The sequence below is a fragment of the uncultured Deefgea sp. genome (assembly GCF_947072475.1).
GTDB lineage: Bacteria > Pseudomonadota > Gammaproteobacteria > Burkholderiales > Chitinibacteraceae > Deefgea.
Genome location: NZ_CAMTIA010000040.1, coordinates 12,851 through 28,186 on the forward strand (window position 1 = coordinate 12,851; position 15,336 = coordinate 28,186).

The 15,336-nt window shown below is 50.8% G+C and carries 16 protein-coding genes; 10 read left to right on the forward strand and 6 right to left on the reverse strand.

Features of this window, described 5'->3' with window-relative positions:
* Positions 1-143: 143 nt before the first annotated feature.
* Together Q0V82_RS12165 and Q0V82_RS12170 are read left to right on the forward strand one after the other, a co-directional pair.
* Positions 144-1,313, forward strand: a complete 1,170-nt coding sequence (locus Q0V82_RS12165) for a hypothetical protein (RefSeq protein ID WP_297576099.1) — start codon at positions 144-146, stop codon at positions 1,311-1,313.
* A 107-nt stretch (positions 1,314-1,420) separates the two neighbouring features.
* Positions 1,421-2,188: a type II secretion system protein gene (locus Q0V82_RS12170; RefSeq protein WP_297576101.1), complete on the forward strand. Its 768-nt coding sequence runs from the start codon at positions 1,421-1,423 to the stop codon at positions 2,186-2,188.
* Positions 2,189-2,196: 8 nt separating this feature from the next.
* On the opposite strand, the gene Q0V82_RS12175 is transcribed toward Q0V82_RS12170, so the two are convergent.
* The 5 genes from Q0V82_RS12175 to ispB form a co-directional block, all read right to left on the reverse strand.
* Positions 2,197-3,069, reverse strand: a complete 873-nt coding sequence (locus Q0V82_RS12175) for an ABC transporter ATP-binding protein (protein WP_297576103.1) — start codon at positions 3,067-3,069, stop codon at positions 2,197-2,199.
* Positions 3,062-3,727 (reverse strand): molybdate ABC transporter permease subunit, encoded by a 666-nt coding sequence (modB, locus tag Q0V82_RS12180; protein WP_297576105.1) that lies wholly within the window; start codon positions 3,725-3,727, stop codon positions 3,062-3,064. Before modB ends, Q0V82_RS12175 begins: the two co-directional genes overlap by 8 nt.
* The gene (locus tag Q0V82_RS12185; protein WP_297576107.1) at positions 3,720-4,121 is read right to left on the reverse strand and encodes a molybdopterin-binding protein; all 402 of its coding nucleotides are present in this window, start codon (positions 4,119-4,121) and stop codon (positions 3,720-3,722) included. The genes modB and Q0V82_RS12185 overlap by 8 nt, the downstream gene beginning before the upstream one ends.
* A complete protein-coding gene (gene modA / locus Q0V82_RS12190; protein WP_297576108.1) occupies positions 4,118-4,870 on the reverse strand; it encodes a molybdate ABC transporter substrate-binding protein in 753 nt (250 codons plus the stop codon). Before modA ends, Q0V82_RS12185 begins: the two co-directional genes overlap by 4 nt.
* A 129-nt stretch (positions 4,871-4,999) precedes the next feature.
* Positions 5,000-5,962, reverse strand: a complete 963-nt coding sequence (gene ispB / locus Q0V82_RS12195; protein WP_297576122.1) for an octaprenyl diphosphate synthase — start codon at positions 5,960-5,962, stop codon at positions 5,000-5,002.
* 404 nt (positions 5,963-6,366) lie between these two features.
* Between ispB and rplU the strand changes: the two genes are divergently transcribed.
* The 3 genes from rplU (at position 6,367) to obgE (ending at position 8,329) form a co-directional block, all read left to right on the forward strand.
* Positions 6,367-6,678 carry a 50S ribosomal protein L21 gene (rplU, locus tag Q0V82_RS12200; RefSeq protein ID WP_173533189.1) on the forward strand — a complete coding sequence of 104 codons (312 nt, stop codon included), beginning with the start codon at positions 6,367-6,369 and terminating at the stop codon, positions 6,676-6,678.
* A gap of 16 nt (positions 6,679-6,694) precedes the next feature.
* Positions 6,695-6,976, forward strand: a complete 282-nt coding sequence (rpmA, locus tag Q0V82_RS12205; protein WP_173533190.1) for a 50S ribosomal protein L27 — start codon at positions 6,695-6,697, stop codon at positions 6,974-6,976.
* Between the two features lie 192 nt (positions 6,977-7,168).
* Positions 7,169-8,329: a GTPase ObgE gene (obgE, locus tag Q0V82_RS12210; protein ID WP_297576123.1), complete on the forward strand. Its 1,161-nt coding sequence runs from the start codon at positions 7,169-7,171 to the stop codon at positions 8,327-8,329.
* A 13-nt stretch (positions 8,330-8,342) separates the two neighbouring features.
* On the opposite strand, the gene Q0V82_RS12215 is transcribed toward obgE, so the two are convergent.
* Positions 8,343-8,528: a hypothetical protein gene (locus Q0V82_RS12215; RefSeq protein WP_297576110.1), complete on the reverse strand. Its 186-nt coding sequence runs from the start codon at positions 8,526-8,528 to the stop codon at positions 8,343-8,345.
* A gap of 40 nt (positions 8,529-8,568) precedes the next feature.
* Between Q0V82_RS12215 and Q0V82_RS12220 the strand changes: the two genes are divergently transcribed.
* From Q0V82_RS12220 to Q0V82_RS12240, 5 genes are all read left to right on the forward strand, one after another.
* Positions 8,569-9,831: a hypothetical protein gene (locus Q0V82_RS12220; protein WP_297576111.1), complete on the forward strand. Its 1,263-nt coding sequence runs from the start codon at positions 8,569-8,571 to the stop codon at positions 9,829-9,831.
* Positions 9,832-9,946: 115 nt separating this feature from the next.
* The gene (locus tag Q0V82_RS12225) at positions 9,947-10,618 is read left to right on the forward strand and encodes a hypothetical protein (protein ID WP_226765224.1); all 672 of its coding nucleotides are present in this window, start codon (positions 9,947-9,949) and stop codon (positions 10,616-10,618) included.
* On the forward strand, positions 10,605-10,862 hold the full coding sequence (locus Q0V82_RS12230) for a hypothetical protein (protein ID WP_297576115.1): 258 nt from the start codon (positions 10,605-10,607) through the stop codon (positions 10,860-10,862). The genes Q0V82_RS12225 and Q0V82_RS12230 overlap by 14 nt, the downstream gene beginning before the upstream one ends.
* The gene (locus tag Q0V82_RS12235; protein ID WP_297576118.1) at positions 10,863-13,694 is read left to right on the forward strand and encodes an ATP-binding protein; all 2,832 of its coding nucleotides are present in this window, start codon (positions 10,863-10,865) and stop codon (positions 13,692-13,694) included.
* 18 nt (positions 13,695-13,712) lie between these two features.
* The gene (locus Q0V82_RS12240; RefSeq protein WP_297576120.1) at positions 13,713-14,876 is read left to right on the forward strand and encodes a class I SAM-dependent RNA methyltransferase; all 1,164 of its coding nucleotides are present in this window, start codon (positions 13,713-13,715) and stop codon (positions 14,874-14,876) included.
* The last annotated feature ends 460 nt before the right edge of the window (positions 14,877-15,336 follow it).

The window sequence follows — 15,336 nt, forward strand, 5'->3', positions numbered from 1 at the left end:
AAAACCTACACCCCAATACCCATTGGGGTGTTTTTTTATGCCGCGTATTCTATGGTTTAAGCTTGCTGAAATAAACAGGCTAGCCGCCCATGTATTGTCAGAAAAAAAACCATAAGCAAGTTGGTGCCACGTTGCTGGTGCTGATGCTGCTTATGGTTTTGGTGCTGGCATCAACGCTTGTGGCACAAATGCGTTATCAGCCCGATGAGCGCCGTGACAACAGTCGTTTAGCTATTGCCACCGCCCGACAAGCGCTGCTGGCGTGGTCATTAAGCCGCGAGGGCACAGCGGGCGGACGCGCTTTAAGTCCAGCAGAATTACCTTGTCCGGCTGCGGTTGGCGCCAGTGGCGCGTTTGAGGGCGTGTCGATTACCAGTTGTGATGGCAGTAATGCTGCTAACCGCATCGGCTTATTACCGTGGAAAACATTGGGCATCCCTAAGCTGCTGGATGGCGATGGCCAGCCATTATGGTATGTCGTCGATTTGGCTTTTGCCGTGCGCTCCAGCGCCACTCAAGCACGGCGCGTTAATAGCGATAGTCTTGCCAATTTATCGCTCTATGCCGCCGATGGCGTCACGCGGCATAGTGATAATGGCCAAGCGCCAGCGGCGCTGATTTTTGCTGCGGGCCCAGCGCTAAGTCATCAAGTGCGCGCCGCGCCGTGGGCGGTAAATCAATATTTGGAAGGCAGTCAGGGACAAAATAACGCCACCTTGGGCGGGCCTTATATTGCTGCTGCGATGAGTGAGACATTTAATGATCAAGTTGGCGTGATTACTGGACGAGAATTGATTGATCGCACTACGCATCGATTGGCACTCGAGGCGGCGGCCCAATTAAAACGCTATTGGCAGGCGTATCAAATTGCTTTGCCGAGTTTACCCGTATCAACGCCCGCGCCTTATCCTTATCCGGCCAATCTACTGGCCGATGCCAGCTGCCGCAACAATAAACCCGATACCACGTCTTTATCTTGCGCTAGCCAAGCGAATTTATGCGCCGGTATTTTGCCTCGCGCTAGCGATAGCTGGACTGGGCAAGGGGTGTTCCCGTTGGCGGCAAGCAATGGTTTGGTGCAGTGGTTTTTACAAAATATTTGGCATCGGGCGGTTTTTTACGCGGTCAAGCAAGGTGATAGTTGCGCGGCCCCTTTTATGATCGATGGCGTGGTGGATGCCAGTATCGAGGCGATGTTGATTATTCCGGGCGCTAGCCGAGTGCAGCGAGCGAATAATTTAGCGCCTAGCCCGAATTTGGCGGCCAATGCCAGCAGCGATTTAACACTGTATTTGGACGATAGCCAAAATTAAACGCATTGGCTCAACCCGCTAGATCGGCAGTACGTCAGCCCGTCATGCAGTAGTAATGATGTGCTGTATCTCTGCCGCTTGGGCGTCTGTAGCGCAAGGAAAAAAACATGCTCATGATGCATAAAAAGGCGGGGTTTTCGCTACTGGAGATGGCGATTGTTTTGCTGATTATCGGTATTTTGATGGCTGCCGGTTTGGGGGCGCTCAATGTACAAATCAGCCAACGCCGTTGGAATGAAACGCAGCAGATGCTGCGCGCTGCCAATGAGGCGCTGATTGGTTTTGCGCTGATTAATAATCGCCTGCCCTGCCCAGCGGACCCGACATTGGCCAATACCGCGGCCAATGCCGGCAAAGAAGCGCGCAATGGCGCAGGGGCCAATGCCTATCGCTGCAGCTTGGTATTTGGCGATTTGCCATGGCAAGACTTGGGCTTGCCTGAATTGGATGCATGGGGTGGCCGTTTGCAATATCAGGTGACGACATCGACCACGGGCGGAGCAGGCAGTAGTTATGCCAATGATTTGGCCGGGCGAGATGATGCCGGTACGCCCAATTGTGGCAGCTCGGCGATGAAACCTTGTTTTACTTTGGCCACACCGGGGAAAATCTCAGTCTATTCCGCCAGTCGCCGCGATGGGCAAGTGGTGAGTGCGATTAAACGCATCGACGATGCGGCAGCAGTGGTGTTTTCCGGAGGGCCCAATGGCGTAGGGAGTAGCGCCGACGAGCTAGAAAACCGCGATGCCATCGCCGATGGCGCAACGCCGCGCTTTGTGCAAGATACGCCTGACGCTGAATTTGATGATTTACTCACGTGGTTACCCACGACGATTTTGTATTACCGCTTAGTCAATGCCGAGCGTTTACCCTAGGTACACCATCAATTCACAGCACTGACGCAAGCATTGGCCGCCGAGACCGTGAGCGAGATCGATTGCCCGATGTTGTAGCGTGCGGCTTCTTCGGGGCTAACTAACGTTGCCACGGTTTCGTTACCACACGCTACGGTGAGTAGTGCCGCTACGCCAGCCGATTCAATTGCGAGTAAAGTTCCCATCAGTTGTAAACGGCCACTGGCTCTTTGTGGCAGCAATACGGCAGCAGGCGTGCCGTCGGCAATCATTTGACCATTTTCCAGTTGAATAACGCGGCTGGCTAAACGAAAAATCTCGCCCAAATCATGGCTAACCACAATGATCATTGCGCCCGATTGCGCCTGCCAATTGAGTAAATGCTGCTGCAATTCATCCCGCAGGCTGCGATCTAGCGCCGATAGCGCTTCGTCAAGTAACAGGATTGTTGGCTCAGCAGCCAATGATCTAGCCAGCGCCACGCGCTGTTGTTGGCCGCCAGAAAGTTGCTCAGGTTTACGCGAAGCCAATTGCTGCAAACCCATTTGTTCGATCAGCTGATCAATCTGCGCATCGTTACGTTGTTGCTGAGCGTAAGCCAGTTGCGCGCGCACGGTGAGGTTGGGAAACAACGCGTAGTCTTGAAACACCATGCCAACGTGGCGATGCCGAGTTGCAACGCACGTTTTGCCGTTAAACCAGCATTGATCGCCGTAGCGAATTTCGCCTTGCTGCGGCGTGTTTAATCCGGCGATCAGTCGCAATAGCGTTGATTTGCCAGCGCCAGACGGCCCCGAAATTGCGGTAATGCTGCCGGCTTGAATTTGCGTTTTGATTTGCAATAATCGAGCGCCATGCGCCGATTGCATTGGGGTTTGGATGTCAAGATAGAGATTATGCATGGCGGGATTTTCCGCTGATTAAGCGCAGCGCCATTAGCACCACAAAAGAAAAGCCCACCAGCACTGCGGCGTATAAATGCGCGGCACTGTAATTGAGGGTTTCAACTTCGTGATACAGCGCAATGGATGCTACTTGCGTTTGCCCTGGGATATTGCCGCCAATCATTAACACCACGCCAAATTCGCCCACCGTATGCGCAAAAGTTAAAATCAGCGCGCTGATTAAGCCCATTTGGCAATTGGGTAATATGACGCGAAATAAGATATTGCTTTCGCTTTTGCCTAGCGTGCGTGCGGCATCGAGTAGGGTGGGTGAGAGTTGCCGAAAAGCACTGGTCAGCGGTAACACCATAAACGGTAAGCTAAACAGCATGGAGCCAATGACTAAGCCGGCATAAGAAAAAGCCAGATGCACATTAAAATGAGCGACCAACCAGCCGCCGACGCTGCTGGTCGGGCTAAATAGCAGCAAGAGATAAAAGCCCAGCACCGTTGGGGGTAGCACCAAGGGCAGGCTAGTGATGACTTCAACTATGTAACGTATACGGCTCTGGCCCATAGCCAACCAATACGCCAGAGGAATACCCACGATGGTGAGTAAAATCGTCGTATGCGCCGCTAATTTTAGCGTGAGTAATAAGGGTTGTGGATCAAGCACGGCTCACCTGCATGGCATTGGATTTAAGTAACCATTCAACTGTTTGGCCGCAGTGTAAACCCAGCGACTCACACGATGAGCGGGTAATTAAGGCGTGCAAGGTATGTTCACCAAAACGCAGCGTAACCCGACTTAATAGTGAGCTGTTTGCAATGTGTTCAATCTGGGCGTGAAAGCGATTCCGCAGGCTAATTTGCCCCTGTAAATCCACAGCAAGCGCGACGTCGTTTTCCGCAAAAGCCAGCTCAACGGCGTGACCCACTTGCCATTGCGCAACATCATCTTGAATGCCGAGCAGCATGGCGCTGAATCGATATTGCAAATAATCGGCAGCAATAAATGCCATGCCGCCATCAACTTCGATTTGCGTTAAGGTTGCAGGCAGTCGATTCATCGTTGTGGTACCAAATAACCATAGTGCTGCAAAATTTGCTGGGCGCTAGGGCTTTGCAAATAACGTACAAAGGCTTTGGCGGCGGCATTGTCTTTACCGAAGCGCGTTTGCACTGCGCCTTGGGCGATGGCTTGATGCGCCGATTGTGGGATTTCGATCCAAGCACCGCTTTGGCTTTGATCGGGGTTGCTGACGATGGATTTGGCGCTAAAACCGGCTTGCGCCGCACCAGTGGCAATAAACTGGCTGGCTTGAGCAATGCTTTCGCCATACACCAACTTGCTTTTGAGTACCGGAAATTGCGGTAGCTCGCTTAACACCCGCAGTGCTTCTCGGCCATATGGCGCGCTTTCGGGCTGGGCAATGGCAATTTTTTGTACTGCACTCGATTGCAACCAAGCTTGCCAATCTTTAGGGATGCTCGCTTGCTGGCTCCAGAGCACTAACACCCCATTGGCGTAATGCACCAGTGGCGCGATGGCAGCGCCTTGATCAAGTAATGTTTGTGGGTATTTCAGATCGGCCGACATTAAGACATCAAACGGCGCGCCATGGCTAATTTGGGCAAATAACTTGCCTGAAGCGCCAAAACTAGTTTGAAACTGATGACCGGTTTTTTGCGAAAAGTCTTTGCTCAAAGCTTGCGTGACGGCTTGTAAATTGGCAGCAGCAGCCAGACGAAACGAATCGGCAGCACTCATGCTGGGCCAAAGCGCCAGACAACAGAGCGATAAAAACCAGTGTTTCATGTCAAAGCACCCCAAGAAAAGAGTAAAGACTATAAGTCGATTCTTGACGGCTGCCCATACCTCGATAGGGTTCAGGCGTAAAAAAGCCTAAGGCGTACCTTAGGCTGATGTCCATCATCGCAAGATGGATTAACTATTTCGATCAATCGCCAAGCTTGCCAGCGCGTGCAGCGCTTGCGTAAATGGATTGTCCGGCAAGCTGGCCAAACACGCTTTGGCGCGTTCGGCTTCTTGCTCGGCAGTGTGGCGCGCGTATTCAAGCGCGCCAGTTTGCTGAACGGCAGCCAAGACTGCGTCGAAGTTTTCACGCTTGGCGTTTTCGAGCGCGTCTTTGACGACTGCAGCGGCGTCGGGTTCGCCGTGCTTCATCACATAAATCAATGGCAAGGTCGGCTTGCCTTCAGATAAGTCGTCGCCCAGTGATTTGCCGATTTCTTCTTGTTGGCCTGAATAATCAAGCACGTCGTCAATAATTTGAAACGCCGTACCTAAATGCATGCCGTAACGAGCGATGGCGTCTTCAATCGCTGGATCACTGTTATTTAAAATTGCACCCAAACGCGCCGCAGCTTCAAAAAGCTTGGCGGTTTTGTAGCGGATGACTTTGAGATAATCTTCTTCATCAACATCGGTGTTGCCGATGTTCATTAATTGCAACACTTCGCCTTCGGCGATGATATTGGTGGCGTCTGACAGTACTTCCATCACGCGCATCGAACCGCAGCCAACCATCATTTGGAAAGCACGGCTGTAGAGAAAGTCACCGACTAGGACTGAAGCGGCGTTGCCAAACAAAGCATTGGCCGTATCGCGGCCACGGCGCAGGCTTGATTCATCGACCACATCGTCGTGCAGCAGTGTCGCGGTATGAATAAATTCGATTACCGCAGCGAGTTCATGGTGCTTATTGCCTTGGTAGCCCAGCGCTTGTGCTGCGAGCAGCACAATCATTGGACGCAGGCGTTTACCACCTGAAGCAACAATATATTCGGCCACTTGGCGGACCAAAACGACTTCTGAATATAAACGCTCACGAATGACGCTATCTACTGAGGCCATATCGGCATCAACTACCGATTTAACAAACTTCATCGACACGCTGGGTTCACCCTAGAAATTAAGCCGCGGTGCAAAGGAGTGCACGCCGCCATTAAAAATAATCCGGCGATTTTAGCAGAAAAGCCACCATCCCGCCGCCTTGCTCATTGCGGGATGCCATCGCCGTTTTTTTTGCGTGCCTAAATAGGACGTAAATCGAGGGCGGTGCGCCGTCGTTTAGGGCGAAATGACTTTAGAGTGCATGTGATTGGTTTTTGACGTGCGCCTTGATTTCACAGGAGATTGGCGCTTGCGGTGCAGTTTGTGGGGGTCATGGGCTGTGAATCAATAAGTCATTGACTCAATTGGAAAACGTTTGTAGAATGCCCGATTCCCAATTTGGGAAGGCACGCTAGCGTTTGTGCAGCGTGTTGGGCCAAACTCCCTAGGAGCTTGTTATGTATGCAGTCGTAAAAACCGGTGGCAAGCAGTATAAAGTTGTCGTCGGCCAAAAATTAAACATAGAACAGATTACTGCAGACGTTGACAGCCAGATCGTACTCGAAGAAGTATTGATGGTTGCAGACGGCGAAGCAGTGAAGATCGGTACCCCTGTGGTGGCCGGTGCTTCCATCAAAGCAACTGTGGTTTCTCATGGTCGTGGCGAAAAGGTTACCATCTTCAAGATGCGTCGCCGTAAGCACTACATGCGTCGTGCTGGTCATCGCCAGAACTACACCGAAATCCGTATCGACGCTATCGTCGCTTAATTAAGGAGCTTAAACAATGGCACATAAGAAAGCTGGTGGTAGTTCACGTAACGGTCGTGATTCTGAATCAAAACGCCTTGGTATCAAAGTATACGGCGGCGAGTTGATCCCTGCAGGTTCAATTATTGTTCGTCAACGTGGTACTGAATTCCACGCTGGTGACAATGTTGGCATGGGTAAAGATCATACTTTATTCGCTAAGTGCGATGGTTATGTTCAGTACGCAGTGAAGGGCGCTTTGAAACGCCGCACTGTAACTGTATTGCCATACGTTGGCGAAGAAGAAGCTGCTGCTTAATTAGCGGCTTCTTTGGTAGGTTTGAAAGCCCTGTCTCTGCGATAGGGCTTTTTTTGTTTTATAAATACGATACGGATTTGAGTCTAAGCGGTTTGCCAGATAAAGTTGTGATGTATATAGCTCTATGCGTCAAGCCACTTCGCTTGCAGTGCAATACCCCAGAGCCTGCGCCGAGATCGGTAGGAGAAAATGATGAAATTTATTGATGAAGCTCGAATTGAAGCCATTGGCGGTAAAGGTGGCAATGGTTCGGCCAGTATGCGCCGAGAAAAATTCGTTCCCCGTGGCGGCCCTGATGGTGGCGACGGTGGTAAAGGCGGTACGGTGTGGGCGATTGCCGACGAAGACATCAACACGCTGGTCGATTACCGCTTCCAAAAGAAATACAAAGCCCGTGATGGCGACAATGGCCGCGGTGCGGATTGTTACGGTAAAGGCGGCGACGATATCGAATTGCGCATGCCAATCGGCACCATGATTACCGACGCTGAAACCGGTGAAGTTGTTGCCGACTTGACCAGTAATGGCGTGCGGATTGCGATTGCCAAAGGCGGTACCGGTGGTTTTGGTAACTTGCACTTTAAATCGTCGATTAACCGCGCACCACGCCAAACGACACCGGGTTTTGAAGGCGAGCGCCGTGATTTGCGTTTGGAATTGAAAGTCTTGGCCGATGTCGGTCTGCTCGGTATGCCGAATGCGGGTAAATCTACCTTTATTCGTGCTGTGTCGGCCGCCAAACCGAAAGTGGCTGACTATCCATTTACGACCTTGTACCCGAATTTGGGCGTGGTTCGTATCGATGAAAACCGCAGCTTCGTGATTGCGGATGTGCCGGGTTTGATCGAAGGTGCCAGTGATGGCGCGGGTCTTGGCCATCGCTTTTTAAAGCATTTGCAACGCACTGGGATTTTGTTGCACTTGGTTGATTTGGCGCCATTTGATGCCGATACCGATCCAGTGGCTGAAGCTAAAGCGATTGTTGAAGAGCTGCGTAAATACGATGAAGATTTGCATCAAAAACCGCGTTGGTTGGTGCTCAATAAAGTCGACATGATTCCAGAAGACGAGCGCGAAGAACGCGTTAATGCCTTCTTGGAAGCCTACGGTTGGGATGCGGGCGTACAAAATCCGTATGCCGATTTTGAGCCGCTAAAACCACGTTTGTTTGTGATTGCCGGTTTGACGGGCGAAGGTTGCCGCGATTTGACTTACGCGATTATGGATTATCTGGAAGCAGCGAAAAAAGTCGCCCGTGAAGTCGCCGCAGTAGAAGCCGACCGTGTTGCTGCTGAAAAAGCCGCCTTGCTGGCAGCGCGTGCCGCAGCGCTAGAAGCGGGTGATGTGAAGTAATTTAAGATCGCCGTTAATCTACAGTGAATCTGTTGAACGCCACACTCAGATAAATCCAATTTGAGGGTGGCGTTTTCATTTCAACGTGGATTTGATTGCGATTTAGGCTGTCAATATCGACTGGCGCAGTGTTTGTGCTGTTTTTCTCTAAATGAGACTTCTCTTGGCTGGCTGATGTTTTGATTGTTTTTCCGCTCATTTAGCTTTAGCCTTGCTCCTCCCTGATATTTGTCATCCTCATGCAAGACGAAAACGAACTCTCTCAATTTTTTGCCAATGGCTTCGCGCCTGCTGATTTGCCGTCGATGGCGAGTTTATTGCGTGCGCGGCATTATCTGGACGCGTTTATTACGCTATTTCGTGGCGGCGAAGACGAAGTTTTAGTGCGCTTACTGATTTTGCGTGAAATTGGCGCGCGCGCTGATGCGCCGCGTTGGTCGCCGCAAGATTTGCAAATGCATTTTTCCTATCTCAATCCAATCAAGCTCGATACGGTGCTCAAGCGCTTGCGCGAGAACGGCTTATTGATTTGGGATGTGGACGAGCAGCTCTATGCAATGAGCGAATCGGGCCGCGTTGCGCTGGCGGCGCTCGGCACGGTGGTGCAATTTGCCGATGGCGACGCTGAACTGGGTTATTTAACTTCGCAAGTTGCTGCTGGGCAATCGCTCGGTCAAGTCTCAAACGAAGTGCTGCTCAATTTATTGGCGCGTTTGAATGAGCTGTATACCGACTTTGAAGCGGCACTGGAGTCGCAATCTGAGTTTCAAATCCGCGCTGCGCGGGAAAAACTCGAAAAAGTCTGGCAATGGGTGGAAAAAGGCACCGATGTGATTCGCACGGTGCTGACCGACGACACGACCGATCCTCGGGTGTATCAAATCGCCCAATCGATTGCATTAGCGCAAGCCAGAATGCTACGACTGACTTCGGTATTTCATCGTCGTTTGTCCGAGTTGGCGTCGCAACGGGTGCATTTGGGGCAATCCGGTTTATCAACCACCAATGTCGCCGATTGGTTGCGCCAGCAAAAGCAAGAAAAGCTCGCTGATTTGGGGCGAGATTTGGTGTTGTTTCATCCAGAGCCGGCTTTTGTGGTTTCTGATGTGTTGCTCGACGTGACCGAGTTTGAAATTATCGAACGCGAACGGCCGACGCATGTTATTAGCGAAATGCCGCAAGGCGCAGCGGCACAAGAGGTTGGTGCTGTTGAAGCGGAGCGGTTGATGCTGGCTGAATCTTTGTATGAGGAGCTGCAACAAATGGCGGCCAACGGTTTGGGTGGTGATTTGCCGACTACGGTGCTGGCACCAACGTATAAAGAAACCGCCTATCGCTTGTCGTTATTGTCTTTATTGGGTGACGCTGAAGCTGCGCTAGAGAAGAGCGTCGTGGCCGATATTGTCAAGCTGCCATTGCGGCTCGAAATCAGCGGCGAATTGTATGCGCCCGATCATCCGGAAGTGGCCAGCATTAGCGCTGGGCGACTGATGCCGCAGTGATGATCACGGCAATGAACAGGCAAAATCTTTCACCACAGCGGCACAAAGAGATAGAGGAACGCTGGTTCTCTGCGCCTTTGTGCCTCTGTGGTTAATAAGAATTCTTAGGTTAAATATGGATCAAGCCCTGAATATTTTAGTCGCTCGCCTGTTGGCGCAGCGTTTTGTATTGCGTAAAGACCCGCTGGCTCGGCGCGCGTTGATCGATGAAATGTTTCGTGAGTCGCTCGAGCATCGTTTGGCCGATTGTGGTCTGCAATTGCTAGAAAACCCTTACGCCGAACACATTGCCGTGGCTTTGCAGCCGCAAATGGAAGAATGGGTATTTGGTGAGGGCGACGCGTGGTTATCCAATAATATGGGCTTGCCGCGTGATGGGATTGCGCTGTTGGTCGTGGTATGGGCGCTGATTATTTTGCCAAAACGTGAGCGACAAATTGCCCGCGTTGCCATTGGCTCTGAAGATCAAAGCGATATGTTTGGCGCAGAAAAACCCATCGAACACGGCGAAGGCGTTGCGCAAGGCATTTCGGAAGACGCGCTGTACGCTGATTTTGGCAAAGTGCTCGGCGGCAAAATGCGTTTTGCCACCAATTTGGGCCAACTGACTAAATTAGGCTTTATCAATCGTCGTAATCGGATGATTTATGAAGGTCCGCTGCTCGATCTAATGATTGACTACGCCAAACTCGCCCCGCGCATTATCAACGGCGCGCTCGCCGATATTTTGAAATTGACCGGCACACAGATCGCGGACGATGTGGAGGGCACACATGTTTCAGATTAAAACTTTAGTTGTGCCACTTTGTTACCCCGCCAAAAACCTTAAAAATCCGACGCAGAGTCGCAGAGTCGCAGAGGAAAAACGAGGCGATTTTGCCCATTTTGATGCTAAGTCCACATCGGAACGCATTGTTTTTGGCTTTTCTCCGCACCTCTGCGCCTCTGCGTTGAAAAGTTTTTGCTGTGACACAGTGGAAGCTGGGCGGCATTGGGGTCTCGGGAAAAAAATTGCGGTGGAGATGCGCTAAATGTTCCAGATTAAAACTTTAGAAATGGTGCACTGGGATTTCTGGCAAAGAATTTCAGTACCGCTCGATGCGCAAATTGTGACTGTCGTCGGGCCAAATGGTTCGGGCAAGACCACTTTGCTCGACGCGCTGCGTACTATGTTGGCGTTGAAATGCTCAGGGCGTCGCGATTACAAGCGTTACGTGCGTAATAACAAAGAAAACATCGCGTGGTTGCGCGCCGTGGTGAGTAATCCACGCCGCAGCGGTGGTGGGTTTTTTCCGTATTTGTTTTTCCCGCTAGCCAGTGAAACCGTGACGCTGTTTTGCCGGATTAAAAAGCAGGGTGGGGATTGGGTGCGGCAGTATGCGATTGCCGAAGGGGATGCGCAGCTCGATGGTACGACTGAAAATCATCTGCAATGGTTGGGGGTGGGCGATTATCGTCGCCGCTTGGAGCAAGCTGGTTTAACCCCAGCGATTGCCGAGGTATTGGCCTTGGAGCAAGGTGATACCGACAAGCTATGCGAATACTCCCCTAAAACACTGCTCGATTTGGTGTTTCAGGTGTTTGGCGACAAAGAAGTCTTGGATCATTACAGCGAAGCCAAGCTGCGTCTGCGTGAGGCGGAGGGCGAGCTGGATAAAATGAACCAGCAATTGTCGCAACTGGGCTTAGATGTCGAGCGTTTTCGGATGCGCGCCAGTAGCTATTTGGAATGGTGCTCTTTGGGGACGGATACCCAGCGCTTAGAAAAAGAGGTGATTCCCGCGCTGCAAGTGGCTGAGGCTAATGAGAATTTGCGGCATTATTTGATGCAATTTAAGCAAAATCGCCGCAGTTTTTGGCATCGACGCGGTGATTTGGCGCAGTTAGAAAAGCAGCTGGCGGTGGCGCGCCTAGCGGCGCAGCAAACTTTGCAGGGTGAATCGCAAAGCAAGGCCGATTACGATCTGCAGTTTCAAGCTTTCCAAGCGGTACGGGATGCGGCGCGTGATACTGAAAAACTAATTAAAGAAGGCGAGCGCCTGCGTGAGCTGGCCGAGCGTGAGCATGGCGCCGATGCGGTGGGCCTGAATGACCGGTTGGGTGAATTAAAGCAGCAAGAGGGCGACCTTAAAATTTGGCTAAAAAATGCCAAAGAGGAACGCCAGCAATTATCCGAAGCGCAATTTGCCTTGCAAGCGGGCAAAGCGCCATCACCAGAATTCGTGCGCCAAATGCGTTCAAGCCTGGATGCGGCAGGAATTCCGCACCAATTGCTGACTGAAATTTGCGAAGTAAAAGACAATACTTGGCAAGACGCAGTTGAAGCCTTGCTCGCGCCATCGAAACATTTGATCTTGTTGCAGCGCGAATCGGATAAACAGCGCGCATGGGAAGTGGGTGAGCGTCTACGTTATCGCAGCTTTATTGTGTCTGAGCGCGAGCCTGCGCCAAGAGCGACCTTGGGTTCGATTTTAGAAATTCTCGACTTTAAAGCGCCGGTGCCAGCTTGGTTGGCGCGGCAATTGAATGGTATTCAGCGCGTTAAATCGGTTGAAGCGGGCGCACGCATTAATGGCGATTGGATTACCCGTGAGGGGTATCTGCGTGAACGCCGTGGTGCGCGCTTTATCGGGGTCGATACCCGTGATTATGCTTTTGGTGAAGCCGCACGTCATTCGCGCTTGGCCGATATTGCATTGCGCTTGAAAGCGCTAAACGAAGAAATCTTAAATAAAGAAGCCGATCTCAATAGCTTGATGCGCGACATCGCGGCGATTACTCAGCAATTAATGGGCATGCAGGCGGTGGTTCAGTTGGCGAGTCGTCAGGCCGAATTGGCGGCCGCTGCTGCACGTTATCCTGAAGAGCAAGCTGCGGTGCAGCGTTTGGGCGCTGAACTTGCTGCAGCGCAAGCGGCGCTGGAGTCTTCTCGCGAAGGTCGTGCCGATTTACGTTTGGGCGCACAAAAAATCGAGATTGAGCGCGATCAGTTGCAGCGCGCTATTGATGAAATGCAGGCGCAGTTGCAGCGTCAACGTAATGAAATTAGCCGGCAATTGACGTCGATTCGTACTTTGCGTGAGCAAGTGCCATCGGTTTGGCTGTTGCCTGCTACGTTGCGCCAATTGAAGGAAGACTATAATAGTGTCGCCGAAGTGCGGCATATGATGGTGCGCCAAACTGAGCAGTTAAGCCAAGCGCATTGGGAAAAAGACGAAACCATCGTGCAGCGCCGCGATAAGTTGGTGAACGATTACAAAGCGCTCGAAGGTGAGTCGCTTGGGCACCGTCAAGAAGTCGATCGTACTGCTCAGCTGACCGATGAAGCGCGTGCCGCATATATTAATAAATTGCGCGCGACAGTTCGCGCCTACGGTCGCAATGTGAAAGGCTTGGGCGAGCTGGCTGGTATTGATGTTGAACTCGATATGCCGCATTTGGAAAACGATGATGTGGTGCTGGCGCAAGCTGGCTTAACGGCAAGATTCAATTTCGATCAAAAAGGCATGATGGGCTTGAACGACGGCGAAGCATCGGGCGGTCAGCAGGTGATGAAATCATTGATCTTGCTGATTGGCTTAATGATGGATGAAAGCAATCCATCGGGCTTTGTGTTTATCGACGAGCCATTTGCGCATTTGGATATTTTCAATATTGATCGCGTTGGTGCTTTCCTAAAAGCGACCAATGCGCAGTACTTGATTACCACGCCGCTGACACATAATACCAATGTATATGGGCCATCTGAATTGACGCTGACAACGCGTAAAAAACGTCCCGGTGAGACTTGGGCGCCGCTGATTATGCAAACGCGTCGCCGCACCGAGCCGCTGGATGCGAGTACACTAGCAATAACTATTTAATTTTTAAAGAAGAAACTTGTGCTACAAATTTTTGATTTTTTTGCCCCTTGTCCACGTGGACTTGAGGTTGTATTGGAAAAAGAGCTCGAAGTACTGGCGGCGAAGAACATTCACGTCACCGATGGCGGCGTGGCTTTTTCTGGTCCGTGGACTTTGATGTACAAAGCCAATCTGCATTCACGTGTTGCGAGTCGGATTTTATGGAAATTGGTTGAAAAACCGTATCGTTCAGAAGACGATATTTTCCGTTTGGCGCGAGATACTGAATGGGCAGATATTTTTGCCGTAGAAAACACCATTAAAGTGAGCGTTACTGCAGTGCGCTCGCCGGTACGCAGTACCAATTTTGTCGCGTTGAAAGTGAAAGACGGAATTTGCGATCGTTTCCGCCTTAAGTGCGGTAATCGCCCGAGCGTGAATACTGAAGCGCCGGATATGCGGATTAATGTGTATCTATCAGAGAAAAACGTTACCTTGTATTTAGATACATCTGGCGAGCCGCTGTTTAAACGCGGTTACCGCGTTGAAACCGGCGAAGCGCCATTGCGTGAAAATCTAGCAGCAGGGATTTTGTCCTTAAGTGGTTGGACGCCGGATCAAGCGTTTTACGATCCGATGTGCGGTTCGGGCACGTTCCTTGTTGAAGCAGCAATGATTGCGCGTCGTGTCGCGCCGGGTATGGATCGACAATTTGCATTCCAAAAAATGCGCATGTACGACAAATCCTTCTGGCAAAACATTTTGACTGAAGCCAAAGCACAAGAACTCAGTGCTGCGCCCAATGTCATTATGGGGAGCGATGTATCGAGTACCGTATTGGTTCACGCCAAAGCCAATATTGAAGCGGCAGGCATGCAAGATAGTATTCAGTTAAAGCAATTGAACGTTCTTGATGCTAAACCACCAGCAGAGTCGGGCGTGTGGATTTGTAATCCACCCTATGGCGCACGGATGGATGAGAAAGAGCATTTGGCTAGTTTGTATCCACAGTGGGCAACGCTATTAAAGCAACGCTTTGCCGGCTGGGATACTTATTTTCTCACTGCCGACTTAGATATGCCTAAACATATGCGTTTAAAGGCATCAAAACGCACTGTATTGTTTAACGGACCGCTGGAGTGTCGTTTGTTTGAATACAAAATGATTGCTGGCGGTAATCGGGATAAGCCAAAAGAAGAATAAACAGTACGTTTTAACTGTTTATCAGTGATTTCAAAGCAAGGGCGCGATAGCGCCCTTGTTTGTTTTTTGCGGTTTATTGCATTTTTCAGTTAAATCCGATTCTATATAAATCAATAACTTATCACCTTAACTGGATTTTCTTTGCAGCAAGGTGTTGACGTGATCGCAGGGCTGCCGTATATTTCGGCCTCTCTGCTGCTGACACAGCAAACGAAACACCGGTTTCTAGGTTGTTTTGTGTGTCCTAAGCCACTGATCTTTAACAAAATACAGCCGATGAGTGTGAGTGCTTGGTTTGCCAGTCAAACAAGTGCTTACACTCTCAAAATGATCGCTTAGATGCAAATCTAATCGATCGCAATGAAGTGGAGGGTGGAGTTAAATCCATCCTGTAGGGCGGGTTTTAACCCGCCTTAAAGCCAAGTTGTACAAAATTAGCACAGAGATTAAACGAAAGAGT